The sequence below is a fragment of the Flavobacterium daemonense genome (assembly GCF_007341385.1).
Lineage (GTDB): Bacteria > Bacteroidota > Bacteroidia > Flavobacteriales > Flavobacteriaceae > Flavobacterium > Flavobacterium daemonense.
The window spans coordinates 107,877-134,021 of sequence record NZ_VJYD01000011.1 but is presented as its reverse complement, the minus strand read 5'-3'; the positions used below and the strand labels follow the sequence as shown (position 1 = coordinate 134,021).

Sequence of the window (26,145 nt, the reverse complement as noted above, 5' to 3'; positions counted from 1 at the left end):
TTATGGGTCAAGTGAACACCATTTTAGTTGGAATTATAATTGCCAATGTTCTTTTTAGTTATAAAGGCTTTAATGATTATGCGTTTTTCAGAAAGTACGAGTTCCATGTAGGAAGTATTCGTGCCGGAGAGCAAATCAGAATGCTTACTTCGGGTTTTTTGCATGTCGATATCATGCACTTGGTTTTTAATATGTTTACGCTTTGGTGTTTTGCGCCAGTCGTTATTCAATGGCTCGGAACGATTTCTTTTATTTTGATTTATTTTGGAAGTTTAATTTTTGGAAGCCTTTTGACCATGCTGTTTCATAAAAACGATTATAATTATCGAGCAGTTGGAGCATCAGGTGCCGTGACAGGTGTTTTGTATTCGGCGATTTTATTGGAACCTAATATGACATTAGGAATTTATGGCATAATTCCGATTCCGGCTTATTTATTCGGAATTTTATATTTGCTGTATTCGATTTACGGAATGAAAGCTAAAAATGATAATATTGGGCACACAGCGCACTTTGGAGGTGCTATAGGCGGTTATTTGATTACTTTGATAAAAGAACCGTCGTTGATTGTTGATCATACTTTAATGACAATTCTATTGGCAATACCAATTATTATACTTTTTGGAATGGCTAAATTGGGAAAATTGTAAGGCTGGCATAACTTTTGAAATAGTCTTAGCAATAATTTAAAATATAACAAAAATGAAAAAATTAGTATTATTTTTAACAATCATGTTTATGACTATGTCTTACGGCCAAGAAACCAAACAAATGCCTCTAATCAATGTTAACGGCGAAGGAAAAGTAAAAGTAGCACCTGACCAGGTTTGTATTTCGGCTACGGTTGAAACAAAAGGGAATAATGCTAAAGACGTCAAAAAGCAAAATGACGAAAAAATGGACGCTGTTTTAAAGTTCATCAAAAAAATGAATATCCCGACAGCCGATTTTAAAACAAAACAAGTGGCTTTGAATCCGCAGTATGATTACGAGAAGAAAAAAACGAATTATAATGCGACACAAACTGTAGAAATTATCGTAAAAGATTTGTCTAAATACGACGAATTGATGGAAGGTTTGGTACAGCAAGGAATCAACCGAATTGACCGTGTAACTTTTGAATCTTCTAAAGAAGCACAATTACAAGTTGAAGCTAGAAAATTAGCAATGAAAGATGCTAAGTCAAAAGCTGAGGATTATGTTTCGGTTTTGGGACAAAAAGTTGGAAAAGCTTTTACTATTTCTGATAATTCTCAAGTTTACCGTCCGCAACCAATGTATGCAATGAAAGCTATGGCAATGGATAGCGCGGGAGCTTCAAACGAAACTTTGGCAATTGGAGAAATCGAAATTACTGCTAATGTGAGTGTTAGTTTTATTTTGGACTAAAGTTTTTCGAAATTCTAATATTATAAATCCAAATCCCAATTGTAAAATTGGGATTTGGATTTTTTTGTTTCTTTAAAAATAGCGTATTTATTTGAGGCAAATTGGTATAATTTTTACTTCTCGGTAATTACCAAATCATCTAAAACGAAATCAGATTCATTGGTATTGATTTTCTCAATTCCAAACCATGAATTTCCGTCCTCAGAAGCCACAAAACTGAAAGAAAGCGTTTTTGTAGTCGTCGCTGTGTCGATAACAATTGAAATATTGTTTTTTATTCCATCGCCGTTAACCAAAGCATAATCAGCACCAGACGACTGATATTTAAAAGTTACCGTATATGTTTTGCCTGCTTTGAATCGAACCGTTTGTGGAATCGTTTGGAATAATAAACCAACCTCTTCGCTGTGCGCTTTTACAGACCAGTTTCCATTTATAACATCGTCAATTAATTTACCGTTCCAGCCCTTTTGAGTATAAGGTGAATGTAATTCAGACAAATGAATTCTCGGATCATTTACGCCACCTGCAGGACCTTTGATAAATGGATATAAACCATCAGGAATATTCTCAAAATTTTCGGCAAAAAAGACATTTAAGGGTTTTGATTCCTGTTTGTTTTGCACCACGCGAATATCATCAAATACAACTGTTTCTGTACCAGCATCTGCATGTAAAAATAGTTTTGCAGTTGTTTGACCTTGTGGAACTTTAAAATAAACATACATGCGTTGCAAGTTTGTATCGTGTTTTGAATCGGCAGCAATGTAATTTTTCCATAAAGAATTGCTTGCGTAAGTGCTAACTTCTTGTTCGCCAAAGTCTTTTATTCCTAAATAAGCTCTTCTGTTGTCGCCGGTAGAAACATATACAGAAGCGTAATAAGTTCCCGGAGTTAAACCAGAAAGCGTCTGACTTATTGTAGCCGCTGAAGTGCCGTTCATTTCAAGTTCATATTGCCCAATTTTATTGCGAACGACAGAGAATCCGGATCCTTCAATATTCCAGTTTTTCAAATTACCACTATTAAATCCAGGATCTTTTACAAAAGTTCCTTCTCCCCAAACAATGTTTGGTTGAGATGTATTTTTAGTTTTATATAAAACGTAAGGAATATTTGATTCAGCATTAAGTTCAATTTTGCCATTTTTTATTTCTACTTCTTGCACAAGCTCTCTTCCTTGATCAGAAAGTTTATACAGAAAAACTGTTTTTTGCTTTTTCCAGCTTTCTGGCAACTCCCAAGTTGTTGTTCCTCCAGATGCATTCCAATGATACAGTTTTTCTTCTGTCAAAGGATTCCACGGTAAAAGATACGTATCGCCATTTAAAATTGTTCTGCCATCTTTAGTAATGATTCTTTTATCCGAAACGATTTTTACGGTTACATTTTTATCCAAAGTAATACTGTTTTCCTCCCAAATTAAAATAGGGAAATGTTGGAGGTATTTTGTTGGAAGATCAGTCGTGAAAGTCATTTTAATACAATCATCGAAATTATTTCTACCTTGCCATCCTTCAAAATCCTGCATTTCAGTTCCGCCAAGTAAAGGATGTCTGCCAATCCAAGTATCTTTTTGATGATTGCGAATAAATCGAACAATTTGGCTGTTGAATCCTTTGATATCTTTTCCTCCGTAATCGTAATCAACTGCCCAATGATTCCAGATCGCATCATATTCGTGATCCATTGGGAATTCAGTAGTTAGAGGCAATCCTAACGAATGAATTTCACGTGCTAGTTTTTTACTGTCCCAACTTCCTTTGGCATACCAAACATCGCAATAAATAAACCCAAGCGAAGGCACTTGATCTTTTAGCGATTTAAGTCTAAGCATTCTGTTGTTAGAACTAGCATCATAACGTTTGTTGATGTAGTAGGAAGGGTCTAGCCAATCCCAACCTTTTTTCGTTTTGTCAACCAATGAATCATCAAATGCTGTGGCTTCAGGATAAGATTCTGTGCCATTGATATGTACACCCATCAAAGCATTATATTTGATAGCCTGTTTGCAAAGCATCTCCATATCTTTTGCACCGCCTTGCCTTTTTCCAATATCTCCATAATCTGGATGTTTAGAATCATGTCCTTCAGATCCATATCCTTTTAAAATAACATATTGGCCTAAACCATCTGTATTTAGGAAGATCCTTTTGGTTTCATCTAAAGTTTTTGTAAACGGATTTGTAGCTTGGCTGGCAAAGTTCATCGGAATGCGTTGTACGACCAAATTTGGAATTTTATCGCTCCCTAAAGGATTGTTCATAATGCTTCTAAAAGCAATTGCGCCATCTTGCCAATCTATTTTTTTGTCATTGTTTGCATCATTGGTGATGACAATTTTAACAGTAGGAAGCGGATCTGTCGAATTCATGCCTTTTGCACGATAAATCCAAGAGCCGTTCCATATTCCAGTTCTGGTATAGTCTTCTTTTTTAATAGTTTGCTTCAAAACTCTGTCGTCATCCGTTTTTTCACCTGTCGAGTTGCTCCAGATACTTGCGGCAAGTTGGTCATTATTTAGTATGCCATAAAGATAACCTTTTGCAATACTGTCATTTTTTATTGTTGCAGTAAGCGGTTCAAATATATCGCCGGTTCCCTTAATAGCGGTAAACATTTTTGCCCCTGCAAAAGACGCTCCTTTTTGAGTACTTCTTACTGAAAGCAAATTGTGGTTCGGTATTTCAAAAGTACTGACTTTAAATTTCCCTTTTTCGGTAATTTGGGTCACATTCAATTCAACAATATTGTCAACAACTTTGATTTGAATTTTTACAGTTACTTCGATTTCTGGAATATCTAAAGTGTAATCAGCTTCATTTTTTACTAATGAAAAAGTAGTTTTGGGAGTATAAAATTTACTATTAATTTTCACTTGTGATAATTTGTCTTCTTGACCGTAAAAAACAGTCCCATTTGCCATCCAATTATATTGAATAATTCTCGGAAAAGAAGAATCTACAGTAATGCTAAGTGTTTTTGATTTTATGGTTTTAACGCCGTCGTTATCAATAGTAAGGTGGTTACTTTTTGCAATACAAGATTGCGTCGGAATAAATTGAGAAAGAAGTAAAAAAAGAGTACTAATGTATAAGGATTTCATCTTTTTAAGGTTGGGTTAATTTTCTTTTGTGTTGATTTGTTAATCTGCTTAAAATGTAGTAGTTGTGTTGTTTTTTTTGCGTGAAAAACGACTATTTTATTTTTTTTGCGATACGAAACTAGAATTTTACTTTTAATAAACCAAACAAATAGCGATAAAATGTGTTCGAGCACATAAATTAAGTGTGTTCGAGCACATTTTTTTGTTTTTCCTTGGTTTATATAAAATTAATCTATAGTTTCGTGTCCTGATTAGTGATAAGTGAATCAATTATCGGATTTTAATTTTCTATAATTTTAAAAAGAAATTAAAATCGATGTCCCAGTAAATGATTCAATATTTGCCTGTTTTAGTAGTAAAAAACCAACGTCGATTTTTGATGATGTCTCATAAAATCAAATACGTTTGTCTTATGTTAATCGCAGAAGAACTTTGAATTTTTAATAATTAATTTTAATATAATAATGAAAACAACTTTTTTTAAATCCATTATGGTTATTTGTTGTGTATTGGGATCGATAGCAGCCACGGCACAAATGATCAAGACACCAACTCCTAAACGTCCAAAAGGACAAACTGATGTTTTGCGTATGGCTTGTGCGCCAATACCAACTGTGCGTGTAGCATTTATAGGATTAGGTATGAGAGGCCCCGGTGCTGTTGAACGCATGACACATATTCCTGGAGTTGAAATTGTTGCTCTTTGTGATATGTTAGAAGAAAGAACAAAATCAGCAAACAAAATATTAGAGAAAGCCGGACTTCCTAAAGCACAAGAATTTTTTGGAGACGAAAATGCATGGAGAAAAGTAACAGCGCTACCAAATGTGGATCTTGTTTATATCGCGACTGACTGGAAACACCATGCTAGTATGGGCGTTCAGGCCATGAAAGACGGAAAGCATGTAGCTATCGAAGTTCCTTCTGCCATGACAATGGATGAAATTTGGGATCTTATCAATACTTCTGAGAAAACGAGAAAACATTGCATGCAATTAGAAAATTGTGTTTACGATTTCTTCGAATTGACTACATTAAATATGGCACAACAAGGATTGTTTGGTGAAATTCTTCACGGAGAAGGAGCCTATATTCACAACTTAGAGCCTTTTTGGGAAGATTACTGGAATAACTGGCGTTTAGACTACAACAAAGATCATCGCGGAGATATATATCCAACGCATGGTATGGGACCAGTTTGTTTGGCGATGAACATTCACCGCGGAGATAAAATGAATTATTTGGTTTCTATGGATACCAAAGTAGTTGGAATTCCGGCTTTTATCAAAGAAAAAAAGGGAGTGGAATTAAAAGATTTTAAAAATGCTGACCACACGATGACAATGATCCGTACAGAGAACGGAAAAACAATTCAAATTCAGCATGATGTTGCCAATCCACGTCCGTACAGCCGAATGTATCAACTTACAGGCACTAAAGGTTTTGCTAACAAATATCCGGTAGAAGGATATGCTTTGGGTTCTAAAGCAATTGGTGCTGATATTACGCCTGATTATCAAAAATTGGATGCTGAGGAGTTTGTTTCTGAAGATGTCAAAAAGGCTTTAATGCAAAAGTATAAGCACCCGATAGTGGCTGGAATAGAAGAACAAGCAAAGAAAGTAGGAGGCCATGGAGGAATGGATTTTGTAATGGATTTTCGTTTGATCCATTGTCTTCAAAACGGACTTCCTTTAGATATGGATGTTTATGATTTAGCAGAATGGTGTAGTTTGGCTCCACTAACTGAAATTTCAATAAACAATAATTCAGCTCCGGTAGAAATTCCTGATTTTACTCGTGGCGGTTGGAATAAACTAAAAACGGTTGAATTTTCTAAATAAATAGGTGAATTAGAAACTTAAAATGCCCTAATTTTTTTAGGGCATTTTTTATTTATATACTTTTTTAAGACTTGATCCGGAGCAGGATTCGAACTTAATCTTTGAAGTCCTGCCTATACTAGGTTTTATATAATGTCTTTGACCAAAGTGCACCGATTCTGCACCTTTAATCTTGTGAGGATTATAAATATTGAAAACAGTCCTAAAACAAAAAAACCTGCGAATCCTTAGATTTGCAGGTTTTTTTATATTCAAAAAAAAAATCCTAATTTTCATTAGGACTTTTTTAGTGGGGAGAGCAGGATTCGAACTTTATCGCTGAAGCCCTGTCTATACTAGATTTTATATAATGTCTTTGACCATAGTGCACCGATTCTGCACCCAAAATTCAATTTTTTGATATATCAATAGTAAATCATTCACAAAAAAAATGTAATACTAACGAATTTACAGACAGTCATATTATTCTTTTTTTGTATCACAAATATATTAAAAATATTGGATTCTTAATCTATTTGACTAAGCTTTTAAAAATCCCTATCAACTATGATCTAAATTTTTTGAAGTAGGAAAGCAGTTCAAATTCATGTCAAAATTTATGATGATTGATTTCTGCAGGTTGCAATCGTAATTTTTAGGTGCAAAAAAGGTATCAGCTCCAAGCCCCAACTAATAACTAATTATTCAATTCTCATATTTAACAAAATCCAAATTTTATTTTTGAAGGATATCTCAGATTTCTTGTCTTGATTTATTCTAAAGCCGACTTTCTCGTAGCATTTTATTGCATTATGATTAAAATCAAAAACATTCAACTCGATTTTTGGGCGATCAATATTCAGTTTGATATACTCTAAAAGTGCTATTATAATTGCTTTTCCAAAACCTTTGTCGCGATATGATTTGTGTCCAATTAAAATACTTCCTAATACAGCGGTCTCATCTGTTAAATAAATTTCACAATGACCAATTGGTAAATTAGTATCGCTATCAATTACCTGAAAAGCAAAACGTTGTTCGTTTGCTAAAGAAGCATTCAATTGCTCTGAGGTTAACGGAAAAGTAAATTTTGGACCTGCAAAAAGCATTAAATCTTCTTCGCTTTCTACCCACGAAATTAATTGTTCATGCATTTCTTTTTCAAATTTTACGAGCCTAATCATTTTTTAAATTTAATATACTCAAACTTTTATTTTTTAAAATTTGCAACAGCGGCAATTTCTATATTTCCCTTACGTGGCAATTCTTTAACTGCAATACAGACTCTTGCAGGGAAATTACTTTGAAAATACGTCGAATAAATTGTATTTGTAACATTATAATTTTCCATATCCGTAAGATAAATTGTTACACTAACCAGATTATTAAATGCAAGCCCATTTTTGTTTAGGATAAGACCAATATTATCCATAGCCTGTTTTGCTTCAGATTCAAAACCTCCTTCATTAAATTTCCCTGTTGTACGATTCAAACCCAATTGTCCGGATATGAAAAGATTATCGCCTGATTTTACGGCATCTGAATAAGGTACACTTTTAGGTTTCTGCGATTCACTCAGTTTTTGGTTTGCCTGCAACTGCAATTCTGTACCTTTTCGATCTGTAGCGATCCAATATTCTACGATTTTTCCCTTTGAAATTCTGAAAGTTGCATGATTAATTACGGTTACCGGAAGTTCTGTTGCTTTAAAGCCATCAATGTCGGTCATTTGTTTTCCTAATTGCTCCCATCGTGCATACACTTTATCGCCATTGGCTATCAACTCGGTAATTTCAAGCTTATAATTCCCGTACATTTTCATAAAATCTTTTACATGTTCCGCGTAGTTCGCGGGCGTTCTCATAATTACCTCTTGATGTTCAGAGTTCAATTGATTGGCTTTGACAGATTCAGACATGAATTCTGCGGCTCTTTCAGGATCTTTTCCTGAGCGAACAATTTCTAAAAAATCTCTAACTGTTTTTTCTGATTGTTGTGTAGTACTCATAGTTTTATTTTGTGCATTAATAGATATTGATAATAGGATAAAAAATGTAATAATGTTTTGAAGTTTCATTTGATTTCTTTTTAATAATTAGATAAAGCAAACTTCTAAAATTAACTAACACCAAAACAGATGCAGATTTTGAATATTTTACTGTAACAGATTGTTATCTTTGTCTAATGAAAGAACCTGTTTACATAAATCTCGCAAATAAAATCGCTTCCATGATTGAGGAAGGTATTTATAAATCTGGAGACAAACTGCCGTCTCTGCGTCATTTGCAGAAGGAATATAACACGAGTGTTGGCACGATTCTTCAAAGTTTTAACTTTCTAATTGATAATGGAGTGATCGATTCAAGAGAAAGATCCGGTTATTTTGTAAGGCATCAATCAATCAAAAAACTTCCTATACCGAGATCATTGCCTGCTTCATTTTCAGAGAGCGAGGTACGTATCGATGAACTTTTACAGAAGATACACAAAGAGGAGAACAGGTCAGATTTTGTATCTTTTGCCAATGCAATACCAGACCATCGTTTATTGCCTTTTAATGGAATCAAACGTGCAATTCAAAATGTATCAAGAGATATTTCTGGAACTTATCTTACTTTGGAACAGCGAAATGGAAACAAAGAGCTTCGTGAAGAAATCTCAAAGCGGTCCTTTTTATGGGGCGGCAGTCTGCATGCCGATGAATTAATCATAACAAATGGCGCAAAAGAAGCCTTGTTATGCTGCCTAAAAGCCGTAACACAACCCGGAGATACGGTACTGGTTCAAGACCCTTGTTATTATGGAATCCTGCAAATCCTTGAATGTCTTGATTTGAAACTTGCAACAATACCTTCTGACCCTGAAACTGGAATTAAGTTTGCTGATGTTGAAAACATAGCACAAAGGCTTCACATAAAAGCTTGTTTATTTGTCAGCAATTTCAATAATCCCGATGCAGCCTGCATAAGTACAGAAACAAAAAAACAGCTTGCAGATTTTGCAAACAGCAGAAATATCCCAATTATTGAAGATGATCTTTATGGAGACATTTTTTTCAACGGAAGCAGACCTGATGCAATCAAAACGTATGATAAAAACGGCTGGGTAATGTATTGCAGTTCTTTTACCAAAACTTTGGTCCCGGGATTTCGAATAGGGTGGTGTGCTCCCGGACGTTTCTTAGCCGAAGTGTCTAGAATCAAATGGATGCATAATGGTTCAACATCTAATTTTAATCAACGAGTAGTGCAGCAATTATTGAATTCGGGTACTTATGACCGTCATTTGCAGAGATATCGATTGGAACTGCATAAAAATTTGCTTCGCACTACAGAATTAATTGAAAAATACTTCCCGAATGGAACAAAAATCAGCCGTCCAAATGGCGGCATTGTATTATGGATTGAATTACCTACTCGTGTAAAGTCTTTATTGTTATATGATTATGCGATAGAAAAAGGAATAAGTTATGCGCCAGGCGAGCTGTTTTCTGCAAAAAATGAATATGACAATTATTTAAGGTTGAATTACTGCAATATATGGCAATTAAAAACCGAAAAAGCATTGAAGGAGCTAGGTGAGCTATTTTGCCAACGTAACTATGAATAAATAAAACGGAAATAGCAAGCACAGAAATAACAGCAACTTTTTAGACAGATTCCTTCAAACTAGTCAATATATGTCTTTTATAAAAGCAACTTTGGCTTTTTTTGGCAGAATCGGTGGAATCTCCGATTTCATTAGGTACGATTAATGATATAATTTCTTGCTATAAATTGTATTCAACTTATATTCGTAAATTCTATTTAAAGTCAATGTGTAATTCAATCTTTGAGATGGTGAAAAAAAAAATCTGCAAATAGTGCAGATTTTTTATATATCGTCCAATAAGGAAGCCGTTATTCAGCGGCTACAATGTTTACTGCATTCAATGCAACATCATTAAGCAAGCAGTCTGCCTCTTTTTCCTCAGCAAGTGTCTGCGTCAGCAATTTTGCAGCATCGTTTTCCCCGAGCGTTTTCGCAAAAGCAGCCAGAGTTCCATACGTCGCAATTTCATAATGCTCGATTTTTTGTGAAGCAGCAATAATACCTGCATCACGAACAGGTCCAGGTTCTGTTTCTTCAAGAATACTGTCGCCTTCTTTAAGCAATCCTGCCATTGCCTCGCATTTCTTTCCTTCCGCTTTTTCGCCCAACAATTCAAAAACTTTTTCAAGTCTTGTTACTTGACTCCGAGTTACTGCATGATGTTCCTTAATCGCAGAAACCAGGCTTGCATCACTTGCATTGGCCTGCATTTTTGGCAAAGCACCTACCAGAGCATTTTCTGCCCAATAAATGTCTTTAAGACTGTCAATAAAAAGTGCTCTCAATTCTGATGCAGCGCCGTCAACAGGCTTTACAATTTCCTGTTTGGTATTTTTGTCTGCAGTTTTAATATCATTCGTTTTTTCTGAATTTTTCATAATTCCATTTTTTAAATTTTAATTGTATAAGTTTGGTTCACGTTCCCAAAATCTGTGTTTTTCCATTGCGCTTATAAAGTCGTTGGCAAATTTTTCGGTTCCTACTTCTTTGGCAACAATAAGCCCTTTATCATCGTTTGTGATTTTAGGAGCAAAATTTGCGGCACTTAATAGGGCAACAGATCTTCCGTCTGCTCCGATTACCTTGCAGTGCTTGTAAGCATCATTTAAAAATTCGTTTACTTCATCGCTTTCTGCAAGGACATTTAATCCAAGCCCGTCTGGAATATAAACAGCATCAAACAATACAGATGATGCTGTAAGAAAACTGAAATCGGCATGAATTTCGCCATCATTATCCGAAATGACTGCACCCAAATGCGGTGCTATGATCAGACCTTTGGCATCTTCTTTCATCAATGCTTTTTTCATGTTGGATACTGCAGCTTCAGAAACGCCGTCGGCACATATAATTGCCACTTTCCTCGATGCAATTGTTGGAGAGTTTGTCGGGTTTTTAAGCATACTCAGTGCATCAGATGACTTAACAGATTGTTCTGTGGTTTTTGATTCCTGTTTTCCATTTTCATTTTCAGGAGAAACACCATGGTTCAGCGGTCTTTCTAAAACATCCGGAACTTTTGCTCCAAGACCAACGGCAACTTTTTCGGCTAGTTCTTTGTCTACTTGCGATAAAAGTCCCAGCATTCTCAATCTTATGGCTGTAGTTTCAACTTTTCCTAATTCAAAACGAAGCGCTTTGACAATATGGCTTTTTTCAGCAGAAGTCTGACTGTTAAAAAATAATTTAGCCTGTCCGAAATGATCATTAAAGCTTTCGCTTCTTTCTCGTATTTTATACGCATCGATTCGTTCATTAAAACTGGAGAAACCGCCTTCGGCAATTTTAGCCTGATAGGGACAGCCTACGCCGAGAGAATTTGGGTGATAACTAACTCTGCCGGTGTTGATTTCCTGGCGCATATGCCCGTCGCGCTGATTGTTATGTACAGGTGCGACACTGCGATTAATTGGGATTTCATGAAAGTTTGGACTTCCTAATCTTGAAAGCTGTGTATCAGTATATGAAAATAGTCTGCCTTGCAACAGTGGATCATTTGAGAAATCGATGCCTGGAACTACATGACCGGGGTGGAAAGCAATCTGCTCCGTTTCTGCAAAAAAGTTGTCAGGATTCTTGTTCAAAACCATTCTGCCAATGATTGTGACTGGAACAAGTTCTTCTGGTACTAATTTCGTTGGATCCAGCAGATCAAATTCGTATTTATTTTCATCCTCTGATGGAATGATCTGTACGCCTAATTCCCATTCTGGAAAATTTCCTCCTTCAATAGCTTCCCAAAGATCCTGTCTATGAAAATCTGGATTTTTTCCTGAAATTTTTTGTGCTTCATCCCAAGCAACAGCATGAGTTCCTAATTTGGGTTTCCAGTGAAATTTTACAAATACAGATTCGCCAGTTTCATTAATCAATCTGAAAGTATGCACGCCGAAACCCTCCATCATACGATAGCTTCTTGGAATAGCGCGATCAGACATTGCCCACATAATCATGTGCATGGATTCCGGCATCAGTGAAATAAAATCCCAAAAAGTATCATGAGCAGATGCAGCCTGCGGAATTTCGTTATGAGGTTCAGGCTTAACGGCATGGATAAGATCCGGAAATTTTGAGGCGTCCTGAATAAAAAATACGGGAACATTATTTCCAACAAGGTCATAAATTCCTTCCTGCGTGTAAAATTTAACCGAGAAGCCACGTACATCACGCGCAAGATCTGTAGAGCCACGAGAGCCTGCTACTGTTGAAAACCTTGTAAAAACAGGTGTCTTAAGGCCTTTTTCCTGAAGAAAACCAGCTTTGGTCAATTCTGGTATGGGGTTAGTGACTTCAAAAAAGCCATGTGCACCAGAACCTCTTGCATGCACGATTCGTTCCGGAATTCTTTCATGGTCGAAATGTGTTATTTTTTCCCTTAGAATAAAATCTTCAAGTAATGAAGGACCTCTTTCCCCGGCTTTTAGGGAATTATTGTCGTCGTTGATTCTGACTCCTTGATCGGTGGTCAAAAATTTATTGGTGCCGTCTGATTTGTTGATAAGCAGATCACGCTGCTTCTCATCCTGCAAATTTTTCATATGAAGTAGTATTATGGGTTAAAAATAGGACCTGAAGGCAAAGTGAATAATCCAGCAGACGAAAACTGCAGTTTATTTTTCAGGCATTTCAAATTTACCCTTACTGTAGCGTTTTCAGTTACATAATTTCAATTCCTTATTACACAATTTAGAAGTTTAAGTTGTTGATATACAGTGTTTAATTTGCTTTTATTAAGGGGGGAATAATGTAATAAAATAAAATAATCATGTAAAAGACTTCAGCACTGGCTGTGTTACTTTTAGTTTCCGAACAATTGTCCTGCTTTAGTGTGGAAAATAGGTGTTTACATTAATTAAATTGGATAGCATGACAAGAGGGGAGGATTAATGTTTTACAATAAAATATATGAAAATTTTTATACGCAATAATGGGCTTTCAATTTGTTTTTTTCTATTGTTTGTCGGCTCTTTTGCGGGACAGATCTTATTTGGATTTGTAGAACACAATAAAGACCTCATGGAAGAAGGTACATCGCAAATCAGTCTGTTTTCTTATTTCTCTACCGGACATTTCATTGAATCAACTTTCGAGAATTGGGAAAGTGAATTTCTTCAAATGGGTTTGTTGGTCGTACTGACTATTTTTTTGCAGCAGAAAGGTTCTTCAGAATCAAAAGATCTGGACAAAGAAGAAGGAGTTGACAGAGAGCCATCGCCTCAAAGGGAAGGTGCTCCATGGCCGGTTAAAAAAGGCGGATGGATATTATCCTTATACAAGCATTCTCTAAGTATCGCCTTGTTTTTATTGTTTTTTCTTTCCCTGGCAGCACATTTTTACGGAAGCTTAAAAGATGAAAACGAGCAATTGGTATTAAAAGGTTTGCCTCTTGAAACTGCTTCGGCATATATTGGAGATTCCCGGTTTTGGTTTGAGTCTTTCCAGAACTGGCAGAGCGAATTTCTGTCCGTATTTGCTATAGTCATTTTTTCCATTTATCTGAGACAAATAGGCTCTTCTCAATCTAAGCCTGTAGATGCTCCGCATATGCAGACCGGAGAATAAGGGAAGAAACTTAGGTTCATCATAATTAAAATTGTTAATTAATTTTTCTAGTATAATTTTTAGTATCGAAATTTTTTATTGTAGTCCTTTTATTATTTCCTGAATAAAAAGAGTTTCCAATGCATTATTTTGCAGGTATTTTCTGAATTCAGGAATTTAGTACAATTAATTGCCTACATTTACTAGAATTCCAAATATCACAACAGATGCAAAACAACCTCCTGGCAAGCTTGAAAGAGCACCAAAACAAATTATTGACCACATGGTCGCAACTTTTACAAGCAAATGGTTCTACTGACGGGGCTACAGAAGAAGAAGAATCAAAAGAATTTGCAGCTCTTTTACTAGACGCCTTGCACTATTCAAATGGAAATACTGATTCAGATGAATTGGAAAAGGTCCACGATCTGCTGATCGGAATTTCAAGTTCTAGAGGAAGACGTGGTTTTTCTCCTCGCGAAAATGCCCAATATTTGATCGCCTTTAAAGAGGCTGCCTCAAAAATCCTTTCAGAAGTAGAATCTGATCCTTCAAAATTATATACCGCAAACTTACAGTTGAGCACTATTTTGGACAATATGGCTATCTTGACTTTTGAATCGTATATGAAAGGGCGGGAAGATGTTATTTCGAGACAGATTGATGAGATCAGTGAAATTTCTACTCCAGTCATAAGAGTTTGGGATGGTGTAGTGGCACTTCCGATTATTGGGACGCTGGACAGTTCCAGAACACAGGTTGTTATGGAAAATCTTCTGCAACAGATTGTTGATACAGGAAGCTCTATTGCTATACTTGATATTTCAGGTGTGCCGGCGGTAGATTCATTAGTGGCGCAGCATTTAATAAAAACAGTAAGCGCAACCAGATTAATGGGGGCAGAATGTATTATCAGCGGTATTCGTCCTGAAATTGCGCAGACTGTAGTGCATCTTGGAATAGATCTTACAGGAATCATTACCAAAGCATCATTGGCAAGCGCACTTCAGACAGCTTTTGACATGCTGCAGCTTACTGTCGTAAAGAGAAAATAACGAATTTAGATTATTGAACATGGAAAGAATTCCTATACTCAAGATGGGAGATTTTCTGCTTGTCACTATACAGGTGGATCTGTATGACCAATTGGCTGAAAATCTTGAATCTGATTTAATAAATACTATAAACAAAAATAACTCAAAGGGTGTCTTGATTGATATATCTGCGGTTTCTATTATTGATTCCTTTATGGGAAGGATTTTAGGGAATATTGCCGTTATGTCAAAAATTATGGATGCACAAACGGTGGTAGTTGGCATGCAGCCTGCGGTAGCTATTACACTAGTTGAACTTGGTTTATCTTTAAACGGTGTTATAAGTGCCTTGAATGTTGAAAAAGGCATGGATTTGCTTCGCGCGAAAATGTACAATGGCGATAACGAGGAGCAGACGTATGACGACAGCAACCAGTAAAGAAGAACTGCTTATAGTAAAAGAGCAGGATGTAGTTCCTTTGCGTAACCGCGTAAAGGAATATGGCGTAAAGATTGGAATGAGCATTTTAAATCAAACCAAACTAATTACCGCCACAAGCGAACTTGTCCGCAATCTTTTGAAATATGGTGGCGGAGGAAAAGTCATCATAGAATCAGTAAGCAACGGACGTGATCAAGGTGTACGTGTAACCTTTATCGATAATGGGCCAGGAATAAAAGACATTTCGCTTGCGATGAAGGATGGTTACAGCACCGGAAAAAGCCTGGGCCTTGGCCTGCCGGGAACAAAAAGGCTGGTGAATGAATTTGATATACAAACAGAATTGGGAAACGGTACAACTGTGACCATAATAAAATGGAAAAATGGATAATACTTTTTCCGTTTACAAAATTGATGACAGAAGCCTAATTGCATTCATCAAAAGAGAGATACATAACTTGGCGCTACAGTTGGGTTTTAAACCTCACCGAGCCGCTGAAACAGATATTATTGTTGCAGAACTTACTTCTAATCTTATTAAATATGCTAATGGCGGAGAACTGCTTTACCGTGCAAATCATAACGGAAGCTTCAATGAAATAGAAATATATTGTCTCGACAAGGGAATTGGCATTGACAATATAGCCAAGATAATGAATGATGGCTATTCGACTTCCAGCACACTGGGACATGGGATAGGCGCCATCAAAAGATTAAGCAATGATTTTCAGATTTATTCCATGCGAGGATGGGGAACTGTCCAGTATGTAAAAATCTGTGATAAAGCTGATCATCCAATCTCGGCATCCAGTACTGGATTAGATTTTTCAGCAATAAGTGTAAATTATCCGGGAGAACGATTATGTGGTGATGGATATCATATTAAGCATTCCAAAAAAGGTTTTCAGATTTTTGTTGGCGATGGGCTAGGTCACGGAGCAAACGCACATGAAGCGGTCGGACAGGCAATAAGAGCTTTTAAACAATGTACTGAAAGCCATCCCGTGGCTATGTTGCGATATGTTCATGATTACGTTAAAAAGAGCAGGGGACTGGTTGCTACTATTGCATCTGTTGATTATGAAACTCAGAGCTGGAATATCTGCGGAATAGGCAATATCAATACGCGAATCTATAGTGGGCTTGATAACAAAACCTACACGCCATACAATGGCATAATAGGACATAATATCCCCCGCACCATAAACAGCACTGTTGTTCCATACCAAAAACATCAGGTCATTGTGATGCATAGTGACGGACTCAGAACCAGATGGAATTTAAGTGAACTCAATTCTATAATTAAGCAAAGTCCGGGTATTATCGCTTCTGCATTGTATAAAGACAATGTAAGGGGAACCGATGATGCTACAATTTTGGTTGGAAAAATAATTTAAGGCTTTATGAAGGAAATTGTAAAAATTAATCTTGACAATGAAATGGATCTCATACTTGCACACAAGCGTTCAATGAAAATTGCCGAAATGTGCGGGATGCCTCTTCCGGCCCAGACCCGATTTTCGACGGCAGTTTCAGAAGTGGCAAGATGCTCCATTGCTAACGGAAAAAATTCTGTGCTGGTATTGGGAATCAATATCATCAGAGCCAGCTATAAGGAAATATTGGCCGTCCTTACCGATAAAGTCGATCTTAAAAAGTGCAACCCCGAAGCTTATAAATATGCTGCCAAAATATCGGGTAATATAGAATACAATTATACCGATAACCAATCAATAACAACTTTAAGCCATCAGGTGCCTTCACCGGGACTTCTTTCAGATGCAAAAATAAATACTCTGGTTGATTACTTTAAATATGAACCGCCGATCTCTGCTTATGATGAAATCAGAAAAAAGAATATTGAGCTTGTGGCACTTTCAGAAAAGCTGGGAGAAAGTGAAAACCGATATAGAACTCTGGTCGATACAATTCCTGTTTTAATCTGTATTGTCAGCGACCGAAACAATGTACTTTTAGCAAATAATGCATTTCGAATACATCTAAAAGTTCCTTTAGTTGTTTTTGATAAAAAAAGCCTCGAAACATTTATACATTATGATGATGTACATCTAATTATTGAGGGATGGAATTATGCAAAAAAAAACAAAGTAGAATTTTCTGCCGATATTCGTATTAAAAAAGACGATGCTTATATCTGGCATAACATTTCCATTATGCCTAATAAGTCTGAAGACGGCTCTATTGGCAGCTGGCTTATTTATTTTGTAAATAATAATGCCCAGAAAATGATTGTTGAAGCTTTGAAGGATAATTCAGAACTTCGAAAGATCCAGCTTGAACTGGAAAGTGCAAACTCAAAACTCAAATTTAAAAATAAGGAACTTGAACAGTTTGCTTTTATAACAAGCCATGATCTTCAGGAACCGCTGCGGAAAATTATGATTATGATTTCAAGGGCAGCAGAACATTTGACCGAGCAGCAAAAAACGCTTTATTATTTTGATAAAATTACTTTGGCTGCCGGCAGATTATCTAATTTAATTTCAGATGTACTTAATTATTCACGTGTCAATAATCACAATAATTTTGCAGCAAAGGTTGGTCTAGATGATATTGCCGTTCAAACCTTAGACGATCTGAGTCTTATTATAGAAGAAAAAAAAGCTATTGTAAATATAAGTCCACTGCCAACTATAAATGGAATTGATACGCAACTGCGACAGCTGTTTTATAATTTAATAAATAATGCATTAAAATTTAATTCAGCACAGCCAACAGTAAATATATCTTCACGTATAATTTCAGCTCAAAGCGACACAACTTTTGATCCTGCAGCCCCCTCAGGCAATTTTCATGTAATTTCAATTGAAGATAATGGAATTGGGATGGATAGTGAATATTCAGGCCGCATTTTTGATATGTTCCAGCGTCTGCATCAAAGAGATCAGTACAGCGGGAATGGTATTGGACTGGCCTTATGCAAGCGTATTATTGAAAACCATCAAGGCATTATTAATTTTACAAGTTTTCCAGGAGAAGGAACAACTTTTTGGATCTATTTCCCCAAATAATCATTTTTGTTCAAAAGAGAAATGCGGAAAAAGACTAAACATTCATTTTTTATAATTATAGATTTGGATAACAGTAAAAGAAGTGTGATTACGAATTGAACCTATTCCAATTTATTGTTTCCTTTTGCAGTGCTTGTTCCACTGTTTTTTTACCATTTTCCTTGCACGGAAAGATTTAGACCATATTTTATGTAAGAGCTTAAATCCAACTTTTTCAAAGTGCTTGGATATCTTTTCTGTATTTAAGAATTATTCCTATTTCATTATTTTCATTTCGTAGCTTAAAAAAAAAATAATTTCATCCTTTTTCGATAAAAACGAAATTAACATTCTGTGGCAAAAATGAAGGCTGCTCCATGCTGAGAAATTGTATTGACATATTTGATATTTGTCTGTAACTAAGATGTTGACAAACAAAATCCAATTAAAACTTGGTCATAAGATTTGAATTTAATTTTAAAGAATTGGGACGTTCTTATATTTAGTGTAAAGAATACATCAATTTTAGTTAAAATAAGGAAGATTTTTATCCCATTAAAAATTATTGTCTCCCACGATCTTGGCGGTCTGATTTAAATTTGCCGTTAATTTCATTTTTGATTCAAACAGATCAGAATTGAAATTACACCCTTTTATTATCCTATGCATTCGGCCTGAATTAAATGTTTTAGCAGCTTGCGTGTTTAGGGATTAAAACAATATTAATTTAAAAAGAAGAGTTTTGAAGATTGGGATTATGGGCGTGTCCACTGTTACAATGGAAATTGCCAATAGAGCTGCTAAAGCAGGACATGAAGTTTTAATCAGTCATATGCGTAACAATAATATTATAAAGGACGCTGTATCGAGAATGGGAGATCATGTAATATTAGCCAGTAAAGATCGTGTTCTAAAAACTAAAATTATTATACTGTTTGCTGCGCTGGAAGATATTCAAAATTTAATGTCTGAATTGCCAGATATGACTGGAAAAATTTTAATACATACTAATAATGCAATACTTGGCAAGGAATTTCCAGGATCTGTATCTGGGAAATCATCAGGCGAAATAATTGCTTCTCTGTTGCCCGAGGCGAGCATAATTAGGATGTACAGTATCATTGGGCCAAGTATTTGCATGCTTAAAAATCCCGATCAGGAAGGAAATCAGATATTTTATTCGGGAGATGCTATAAGTGCTAAAAGAAAAGTGAAATCTTTTTTTGAAACCTTGGGTTTGGAGGCGATTGATATTGAAATCTCAGATAATAAGACAGTCGCTTTTGAAAAGCAGTATGACTCGGTCTAATTTTAGTTTTAATTTTTTAAAGGCGGGGATTTGAATATATTAAAACATCAGCATTAACAGCTTAAATATCAAAAAGTGAAAGTGGAAAAGAGAGAAAACAAGAATGATTTTTATAAAGAAGTTTTTTTAAAATTAGATTTAAATGAAATAAACAGTTTTGATCATGTTGTTTTGCGAATGAATGTTCCGAAATCAGCTTTTAAACCAAAAGACCTGATATGGAAAATTTACTTTTTGCCCGACGATAAAATGATAAAACCGAACTATAATAATTCGGCTTCAGATATTTTATTGTCAACTATCAAAGGCCAGAAATCAGGATTGATCGAGTGGAAAATTGACAGCAATCAATTACAAAAACTTGGCGAAAATAAAATCATTTCTCTCAAAATTATTGCTTTACATAATTTAAAATCAACTTCACCACCTAATTTAATAAAAGCTGAAATGCACTTTTAGGCTTTCATCAAGAGATTTATGTTAATGTTTGTCCTTTATTTTTGATGTATTCGCTAGGCGTAATGCCATACACTTTTTTGAATTCTCGGCTAAAATATTTTACATCATTAAAGCCAACCTGCAATGCAACAGTCATTGTCGAAGTTTCACCATTTTGAAACAACTCCACGGCATGTTTTAAGCGCTGGTTCTTAATGAATTCGTTTAATGAGAGATCCGTAAGTGCGCTAAATTTTTTGTACAAAACAGATTTGCTGATACCAATTTCTGTTGTAATAAATCCTAAATCTAAATTTGCGTTGCCAATATTATCTTCAATAATCTGCTGCAGTTTTTGAAGGAAAATCTCATCCTGCGATGATTCCGTATTGGTTATAATCGGCAATTTTAAAATCTGTTCGCTATATTTCTTTTGCAAAGCCGTTTTTAAAGAAAGCAGATTTTGAATATTCAGCTGCAGCATTTGATCGCTGAAAGGTTTTGTAACATAAGCATCTGCACCATGTTTCAAACCTTCGATTTGATGAATTGGTGCCGATTTTGCAGTAAGCATAATGACAGGAATATGCGAGGTACGTAAATCTGTTTTAATTTTTCTGCAGAGTTCCAAACCATCCATAATTGGCATCATTACGTCACTGATAATTAAATCAGGAATAATCTGAATTGCAGTTTTCCAGCCTTCAAGTCCGTTTTCGCTTTCATAAACATGGTAATTCGCTTCTAAGGATTGTTTGATAAAATCACGAACTTCATCATTATCTTCTACAATCAAGATCGTTGCGCTTTTGTTTTTGTTTTCTTCAATCGGATTCTCAATAAAGCTTTCAAATGATCTGTCTTCAATTTTTGGAACGATGCTGTTCTCAATCTTTGGCATTAGCGAAAAATCATTTTCACTCAAATGATTTTTGCCCAACTGCAATAAGACAGAAAAAGTTGTTTTTCCGGTTTTTTCTTCTGATGCTGGCTTGCTTTTTACGCTTATTTTTCCTTTATGAAGCTCAATGAGGCTTTTCGTCAAAGCAAGACCAATACCAGTTCCCATACTTTGATCTGCCTGATAAAAGTTGGTAAAAATATCATCCAGATTACTGATCGAAATTCCTTTTCCGTTATCGCTTACCGTGATTTTTACATTTTGTTTTTTTAGCGCAATTTTCAGGTTTATTATGCCTCCGTCTGGCGTAAACTTGAATGCATTTGACAATAAATTAAAAAATACTTTTTCCATTTGGTCTTTATCAAAATAAACCAAAATTTCAGGATCACTGCTTTTAAAAGTGTACTGAATATTTTTTGCTTCGGCGAGTGTCTGAAAACTGTCAAAAATATCTTTTAAGGTTTTGACAAGATCTTCTTCAAAAAAGTAAAGGCGCATATTGCCTGAATCAGCCTTTCTGAAATCCAGCAATTCGTTTACTAATCGGTATAATCTTTCAGTATTGTTTTTAATGCTGACCGCGTATTTATTTGCCTGTGTATTTTCAAATGTCAATTTTTCTAATTTTTCAATAGGCCCTAAAATCAGAGTTAGCGGCGTTCTGATTTCATGCGATACATTTGTAAAAAAATCAAGCTTCATTTTCTCAAAATGCAATTCCTGCTTAAGTTCTGATCTTGCTTTCAGGAATTTCATTATATAATAAACAAGGGCAAAAACGGCAATAAAATAGATAAGATAAGCCCACCACGTTTTCCATAAAGGTGGCAATACTTCGATATTTATTTTCTTGATATTCTTATTCCAAATACCGTCATTATTGGCTGATTTTACTAAAAATTGATAATCTCCAGCTGGCAGATTGGTATAAGTTGCGGATGGAATATCGACATAATTCCAGTTTTTTTCAAAACCTTCCAGTCTATAGGCATATTTGTTTTTATTGGCTTTTATGAAGTTCAATGCCGAAAACTCAATCGTAAAATTGTTTTGGTCGTAATCAAAAGTCAAGGAACTGCTATAATTAAGGTCTTCTTTCAGAAGATTATTTTCATCATTGACTTTTACACTTTTATTGAACAATTTTAGGTTGGACAATACCACATCCGGCGCCATTGTATTTTTTTGGATATTATGCGGAATAAAGCTGACCAAGCCATTGTAAGTGCCAAAATACATGCGCCCTTGGGTGTCATGAAAAGCCGAATTGGTATTAAATTGAATATCTGGAAGACCATCAAAAAGATTAAAACTTCTGAAAGTATTAAAACGGCGATTGTATTTTACCAAACCATTATCGGTACCAATCCATAAGTTGCCATCATTATCTTCTGTCAAGGCTAATATGTTGTCGCTTGGCAAGCCATTATTGATATTAAAAATTTTAAAAGTGCTGTTTTTGAGGTCGAGCAGTGCTAGTCCGTTGTGGTAAGTTCCCACCCAAATGCGCCCTTGGCTATCTTCCACAAAACAATTTATATTGTATCGGAATGGTTTATTTGAGCTGTCTCTAAAATCTTTATGCTGTAGTTTAGATCCTTTGTAATTAAAAATTCCGAGTGGCGTTCCTATCCAAACCGTACCTTTTTTATCTTCAAACAACGCATTAAGAGATTTGTCTAAAAAAGTTCTGCCTTTGGTAGGAGTAAAAGAGAACTTTTTCTGCGCAATATCATAAACATCCAGACCAGTATCAGTACCGATAAATAATTTATTATTTCTGGTCACAATCAAACAGTTGACGTTATCTGAAGTAATGCTGTTGCTGCTGGCATTTCGTCTAAAAACAGTAAAGCTTCCTGTTTTTGGGTCATAAAGATTTACCCCTCCTAAATTTGTTCCTATCCAAATGTTTTGGTTTTTATCAACGGCGATACTTTTGACCAAATTAGAACTCAGGCTGTTCTTGTCGTTAATATTGTTTTTATAAGAGGTAAACAGTTGGCTGTCTCTATTAAAATAGTTCAGACCTCCGGCTTCGGTGCCGATCCATAAATTATGTCTGCCGTCTTCAACTATTGCACTGATTATATTGCTGCTGATGCTGTTTTTGTTGATGTTGTTTTGATAAACGGTAAAAGGCGTATTTACAGAATAGACCACATTTACGCCACCAAAATAAGTGCCTATCCACACGGAGCCATTTTTATCCTGAAAAATATCATAGATCGAGTTTTGGCTCAAACTATTCAGGTTTACCGGATCATGCTGGTAGTTGATAAAGTTACGTGTGTATGGATTCAAAATTGACAGTCCGTCCTGCGTGCCAATCCAAAGTGAACCATTTTTATGAACCAGAATTTTTCTGATATTGTTGTTTATCAGTGTGTTTTTGTCGTTGCTGTTTTTTGAAAAATGAGTAAGCTGCAAGGATTTTTTATCAAAAAGATAAAGGCCGCTTTTTTTAGTTCCAATCCAGAGATTCAAATTTTGATCTTGTACAATGCTCGAAATCAGATCGCCATTTTTGTTGTTTTTAAATTGAGAGCTGAAATGTCTTTTTATAACCATTTTGTTGTCGGCAAAAAACAATTCAAATAACCCATCGGATGTTCCTACCCAAATGTGATGTTCATTGTCTTCAAAAAATTCTGAAACTTGCAAATTGTCTTTTGCTATTTTGATGGAGAGAATTTTTTCACTTTTGGCGGCTTTAAATTTCAGCTGCGTAAGCGAACCGATCCATAAATTGCCTTTATGATCTCTAAAAACTTTTACGATGTTTTCTTTTTGCGAAATGATAGATTCAAAAGTATTGTCCTTGGCATGATATAAATCTAATCCGTCAGACACGACCCACATTTTTTGATCTTGATCTAATGCTATTTTTTTGATAAAATCGCTCGAAGAAATGCTGGTTTTGTTATTTGGGTCATTTTTAAAAATTTTGAACGTTCGCCCGTCAAAACGATTTAAGCCATATTTTGTACCAATCCAAATAAAACCTGTAGAATCCTGGCTGATTGCCAACACTGAATTATTTGAAAGACCATTTATAACATCTAAATGGTTAAATGATAACGAATTGCTTTGAGCAAAGCTTTTAGGACTAAAAAGCAGGAAGCTCCCTAAGCAAATACTCCAGATAAGAAATTTTAAATTAAGATCTTTAAAAATCATTAATAAGACTTAAAGTTTATAAAATTAAACAGCATTTGAAGCTGGCAAAATATTCAGATTTTATTTTTAGAATGCAGAAAGGGAGAAAAAATAGATCAGGCGCGATTACATATTTGTGCCAAAATTAATAGAAATTTTATTAGTCTAAAAATAATATTGATTTAAATTTCAATAAATATAATTTGTTTCCTAATGTTTTGCGAATATAAAATATCTGAAGTCATATAAGTAAGGAAAGTTCCTTTGTTTCTTTATAGTATTTTAAGATTAATCTTGAAGAACAAATCAACTCTTGAAATTTGTAAGAATAGAACTGATTTGAAAATGCTGTTTGAAACCTTTTTTTCTTTAAAAAAAAACAAAGTGCTATCTAAATCTTTGTTTATGAATATTTTAGTAGTTATACGAAATGTCAAGAAAAGCAATAAAAGGAAAAATTTACACTTATTACGGAAATATTTAATCCGTTTTGAAAAGCATTAATCCCAAATTTGTAAATCTAAAAATCCCAAATTTTTTGAATGAACTGATTTTTGGAGGTAGTTTTTTTTCCAGAAGAATTTCTTGCCAAAAAAAATCAAATAGTTCGTTGCGCAAAGATTTGCAAAATAAATAACTATGAATATTTTAAAAAAGATAGTGCCTTGTGCTTTTCTGCTTTTGGCTTTTTCCAGTACAGACAATTCAGCCGATCTGCTGATTAAAGAAGGTTTTAATCGTGCTGAAATTATGTATACAGATATGATCAACACTGAAAAGGATTTTAATCTTTATCCACGCACAACTGCGGCCGACGGAAGTTTAAAGAGCACCAATTTAAAAGATTGGACCTGTGGTTTCTGGGCAGGCGATTTATGGTTTGTTTTTGAATATACTAAAGATGCAAAATGGAAAGAAGCCGCAACTAAATGGACAGAAACCTTAAAAGACAATCAGTTTAACAAAGGTACGCACGATCTGGGATTTATGATGTATTGTAGTTATGGTAACGGGTACCGCTTAACAGGAAATAAAGCGTATCGCGATGTACTTCTCGAATCTGCAAAATCATTGGCCAGCAGATACAGTCCCATAACAAAGTGCATTGAATCTTGGGATCAGCGTATGTCTTGGGACGGCAAAACGCTTTGGAAATATCCTGTAATAATTGATAATATGATGAATTTGGAGCTGCTTTTTTGGGCTTCTAAAGAAACAGGCGATCCTACTTATTACAATATTGCTGTATCACATGCCAATGCTACGATGAAAAATCATATTCGTCCGGACTTCAGTACGTATCATGTAGTGAATTATGACGAAAAAACGGGAGCAGTTCTGAACAGAGAAACGTGCCAAGGATTTTCTAACAATTCGACTTGGGCAAGAGGACAAGCTTGGGCAATTTACGGTTTCACGATAATGTATAGAGAAACAAAAGACAAGAAATATTTGGATACGGCGGTCAAACTGGCGGATTTCTTCTTGAATAATAAAAGTCTGCCAAAAGACAAAATTCCGTTATGGGATTTTAATGTTAATCAGGAAGGCTACACACCGTTATGGAACTACCAGAAAGAAAAATTCAGTAATCCTATTCCTCGAGACGCTTCGGCGGCGGCAGTTACAGCTTCTGCACTTTTGGAAATAAGTACGTATTTGTCTAAAGAAAAAGGAAAAAAATATAGAGCCGATGCTTTAGAAATCATCGAATCATTAAGCAGCAGCGCTTATCTAGCGATTCCAAATACGAACAATAATTTTTTAATCAAGCACTCTGTAGGCAGCCTGCCGCACAATAGCGAAATTGATGTGCCGTTAAATTATGCTGATTATTATTATTTGGAAGCTTTATTGCGATATAAAAAATTAGAAAATAACTTATCATTGCAATAAA

The 26,145-nt window shown here is 35.2% G+C and carries 19 protein-coding genes; 13 read left to right on the top strand and 6 right to left on the bottom strand.

What is annotated here, in order from left to right:
* Positions 1–11 precede the first annotated feature (11 nt).
* Together FND99_RS14690 and FND99_RS14685 are read left to right on the top strand one after the other, a co-directional pair.
* Complete coding sequence (locus FND99_RS14690) at positions 12–650, top strand: rhomboid family intramembrane serine protease (RefSeq protein ID WP_144338740.1); 639 nt, start codon at positions 12–14, stop codon at positions 648–650.
* Between the two features lie 52 nt (positions 651–702).
* Complete coding sequence (locus FND99_RS14685) at positions 703–1,389, top strand: SIMPL domain-containing protein (RefSeq protein WP_144338699.1); 687 nt, start codon at positions 703–705, stop codon at positions 1,387–1,389.
* Between the two features lie 113 nt (positions 1,390–1,502).
* Here the strand turns inward: FND99_RS14685 and FND99_RS14680 are convergent, their stop codons facing one another.
* Positions 1,503–4,496, bottom strand: coding sequence for an endo-alpha-N-acetylgalactosaminidase family protein (locus FND99_RS14680; protein ID WP_144338698.1), 2,994 nt, complete (start codon positions 4,494–4,496; stop codon positions 1,503–1,505).
* 491 nt (positions 4,497–4,987) lie between these two features.
* Between FND99_RS14680 and FND99_RS14675 the strand changes: the two genes are divergently transcribed.
* Entirely contained in the window at positions 4,988–6,340 is a 1,353-nt protein-coding gene (locus FND99_RS14675) for a Gfo/Idh/MocA family protein (RefSeq protein WP_246074224.1), read from the top strand.
* A 680-nt stretch (positions 6,341–7,020) separates the two neighbouring features.
* Here FND99_RS14675 and FND99_RS14670 read toward each other — a convergent pair.
* Entirely contained in the window at positions 7,021–7,503 is a 483-nt protein-coding gene (locus FND99_RS14670) for a GNAT family N-acetyltransferase (protein WP_144338696.1), read from the bottom strand.
* Between the two features lie 26 nt (positions 7,504–7,529).
* The gene (locus FND99_RS14665) at positions 7,530–8,327 is read right to left on the bottom strand and encodes a Rid family detoxifying hydrolase (protein ID WP_162615561.1); all 798 of its coding nucleotides are present in this window, start codon (positions 8,325–8,327) and stop codon (positions 7,530–7,532) included.
* A gap of 176 nt (positions 8,328–8,503) precedes the next feature.
* Between FND99_RS14665 and FND99_RS14660 the strand changes: the two genes are divergently transcribed.
* On the top strand, positions 8,504–9,928 hold the full coding sequence (locus tag FND99_RS14660) for an aminotransferase-like domain-containing protein (protein WP_144338694.1): 1,425 nt from the start codon (positions 8,504–8,506) through the stop codon (positions 9,926–9,928).
* 290 nt (positions 9,929–10,218) lie between these two features.
* Here FND99_RS14660 and FND99_RS14655 read toward each other — a convergent pair whose 3' ends face one another.
* Together FND99_RS14655 and FND99_RS14650 are read right to left on the bottom strand one after the other, a co-directional pair.
* Complete coding sequence (locus FND99_RS14655; RefSeq protein ID WP_144338693.1) at positions 10,219–10,788, bottom strand: YciE/YciF ferroxidase family protein; 570 nt, start codon at positions 10,786–10,788, stop codon at positions 10,219–10,221.
* A gap of 18 nt (positions 10,789–10,806) precedes the next feature.
* Positions 10,807–12,948, bottom strand: a complete 2,142-nt coding sequence (locus FND99_RS14650) for a catalase (RefSeq protein WP_144338692.1) — start codon at positions 12,946–12,948, stop codon at positions 10,807–10,809.
* A 367-nt stretch (positions 12,949–13,315) separates the two neighbouring features.
* Here FND99_RS14650 and FND99_RS14645 point away from each other — a divergent pair, with 367 nt between their 5' ends.
* The 8 genes from FND99_RS14645 to FND99_RS14610 all read left to right on the top strand — a co-directional run bounded on the left by FND99_RS14645 (position 13,316) and on the right by FND99_RS14610 (position 20,206).
* Positions 13,316–13,972, top strand: a complete 657-nt coding sequence (locus tag FND99_RS14645) for a DUF6766 family protein (RefSeq protein WP_144338691.1) — start codon at positions 13,316–13,318, stop codon at positions 13,970–13,972.
* A 206-nt stretch (positions 13,973–14,178) separates the two neighbouring features.
* Entirely contained in the window at positions 14,179–15,006 is an 828-nt protein-coding gene (locus FND99_RS14640) for an STAS domain-containing protein (protein ID WP_144338690.1), read from the top strand.
* 19 nt (positions 15,007–15,025) lie between these two features.
* Positions 15,026–15,424, top strand: a complete 399-nt coding sequence (locus tag FND99_RS14635) for an STAS domain-containing protein (RefSeq protein ID WP_144338689.1) — start codon at positions 15,026–15,028, stop codon at positions 15,422–15,424.
* Entirely contained in the window at positions 15,381–15,818 is a 438-nt protein-coding gene (locus tag FND99_RS14630; RefSeq protein WP_246074222.1) for an anti-sigma regulatory factor, read from the top strand. The genes FND99_RS14635 and FND99_RS14630 overlap by 44 nt, the downstream gene beginning before the upstream one ends.
* Positions 15,819–15,885: 67 nt before the next feature.
* Complete coding sequence (locus FND99_RS14625) at positions 15,886–16,824, top strand: SpoIIE family protein phosphatase (RefSeq protein WP_246074221.1); 939 nt, start codon at positions 15,886–15,888, stop codon at positions 16,822–16,824.
* A 6-nt stretch (positions 16,825–16,830) separates the two neighbouring features.
* A complete protein-coding gene (locus FND99_RS14620; RefSeq protein ID WP_144338686.1) occupies positions 16,831–18,459 on the top strand; it encodes a sensor histidine kinase in 1,629 nt (542 codons plus the stop codon).
* A 736-nt stretch (positions 18,460–19,195) separates the two neighbouring features.
* Positions 19,196–19,747 (top strand): NAD(P)-binding domain-containing protein, encoded by a 552-nt coding sequence (locus FND99_RS14615; protein WP_144338685.1) that lies wholly within the window; start codon positions 19,196–19,198, stop codon positions 19,745–19,747.
* An 81-nt stretch (positions 19,748–19,828) separates the two neighbouring features.
* Entirely contained in the window at positions 19,829–20,206 is a 378-nt protein-coding gene (locus FND99_RS14610) for a hypothetical protein (RefSeq protein ID WP_144338684.1), read from the top strand.
* Positions 20,207–20,222: 16 nt separating this feature from the next.
* Here the strand turns inward: FND99_RS14610 and FND99_RS14605 are convergent, their stop codons facing one another.
* Positions 20,223–24,269, bottom strand: a complete 4,047-nt coding sequence (locus FND99_RS14605; RefSeq protein WP_144338683.1) for a hybrid sensor histidine kinase/response regulator transcription factor — start codon at positions 24,267–24,269, stop codon at positions 20,223–20,225.
* 618 nt (positions 24,270–24,887) lie between these two features.
* Between FND99_RS14605 and FND99_RS14600 the strand changes: the two genes are divergently transcribed.
* Positions 24,888–26,144: a glycoside hydrolase family 88 protein gene (locus tag FND99_RS14600; RefSeq protein WP_144338682.1), complete on the top strand. Its 1,257-nt coding sequence runs from the start codon at positions 24,888–24,890 to the stop codon at positions 26,142–26,144.
* The last annotated feature ends 1 nt before the right edge of the window (position 26,145 follow it).

Bases quoted from the DNA above. Each gene is read 5' to 3' on its own strand.
- FND99_RS14685 (WP_144338699.1), top strand. From the start codon at position 703: ATGAAAAAATTAGTATTATTTTTAACAATCATGTTTATGACTATGTCT.
- FND99_RS14680 (WP_144338698.1), bottom strand. From the start codon at position 4,496: ATGAAATCCTTATACATTAGTACTCTTTTTTTACTTCTTTCTCAATTT.
- FND99_RS14675 (WP_246074224.1), top strand. From the start codon at position 4,988: ATGGTTATTTGTTGTGTATTGGGATCGATAGCAGCCACGGCACAAATG.
- FND99_RS14670 (WP_144338696.1), bottom strand. From the start codon at position 7,503: ATGATTAGGCTCGTAAAATTTGAAAAAGAAATGCATGAACAATTAATT.
- FND99_RS14665 (WP_162615561.1), bottom strand. From the start codon at position 8,327: ATGAGTACTACACAACAATCAGAAAAAACAGTTAGAGATTTTTTAGAA.
- FND99_RS14660 (WP_144338694.1), top strand. From the start codon at position 8,504: ATGAAAGAACCTGTTTACATAAATCTCGCAAATAAAATCGCTTCCATG.
- FND99_RS14655 (WP_144338693.1), bottom strand. From the start codon at position 10,788: ATGAAAAATTCAGAAAAAACGAATGATATTAAAACTGCAGACAAAAAT.
- FND99_RS14650 (WP_144338692.1), bottom strand. From the start codon at position 12,948: ATGAAAAATTTGCAGGATGAGAAGCAGCGTGATCTGCTTATCAACAAA.
- FND99_RS14645 (WP_144338691.1), top strand. From the start codon at position 13,316: ATGAAAATTTTTATACGCAATAATGGGCTTTCAATTTGTTTTTTTCTA.
- FND99_RS14640 (WP_144338690.1), top strand. From the start codon at position 14,179: ATGCAAAACAACCTCCTGGCAAGCTTGAAAGAGCACCAAAACAAATTA.
- FND99_RS14635 (WP_144338689.1), top strand. From the start codon at position 15,026: ATGGAAAGAATTCCTATACTCAAGATGGGAGATTTTCTGCTTGTCACT.
- FND99_RS14630 (WP_246074222.1), top strand. From the start codon at position 15,381: ATGGCGATAACGAGGAGCAGACGTATGACGACAGCAACCAGTAAAGAA.
- FND99_RS14620 (WP_144338686.1), top strand. From the start codon at position 16,831: ATGAAGGAAATTGTAAAAATTAATCTTGACAATGAAATGGATCTCATA.
- FND99_RS14615 (WP_144338685.1), top strand. From the start codon at position 19,196: ATGGGCGTGTCCACTGTTACAATGGAAATTGCCAATAGAGCTGCTAAA.
- FND99_RS14605 (WP_144338683.1), bottom strand. From the start codon at position 24,269: ATGATTTTTAAAGATCTTAATTTAAAATTTCTTATCTGGAGTATTTGC.
- FND99_RS14600 (WP_144338682.1), top strand. From the start codon at position 24,888: ATGAATATTTTAAAAAAGATAGTGCCTTGTGCTTTTCTGCTTTTGGCT.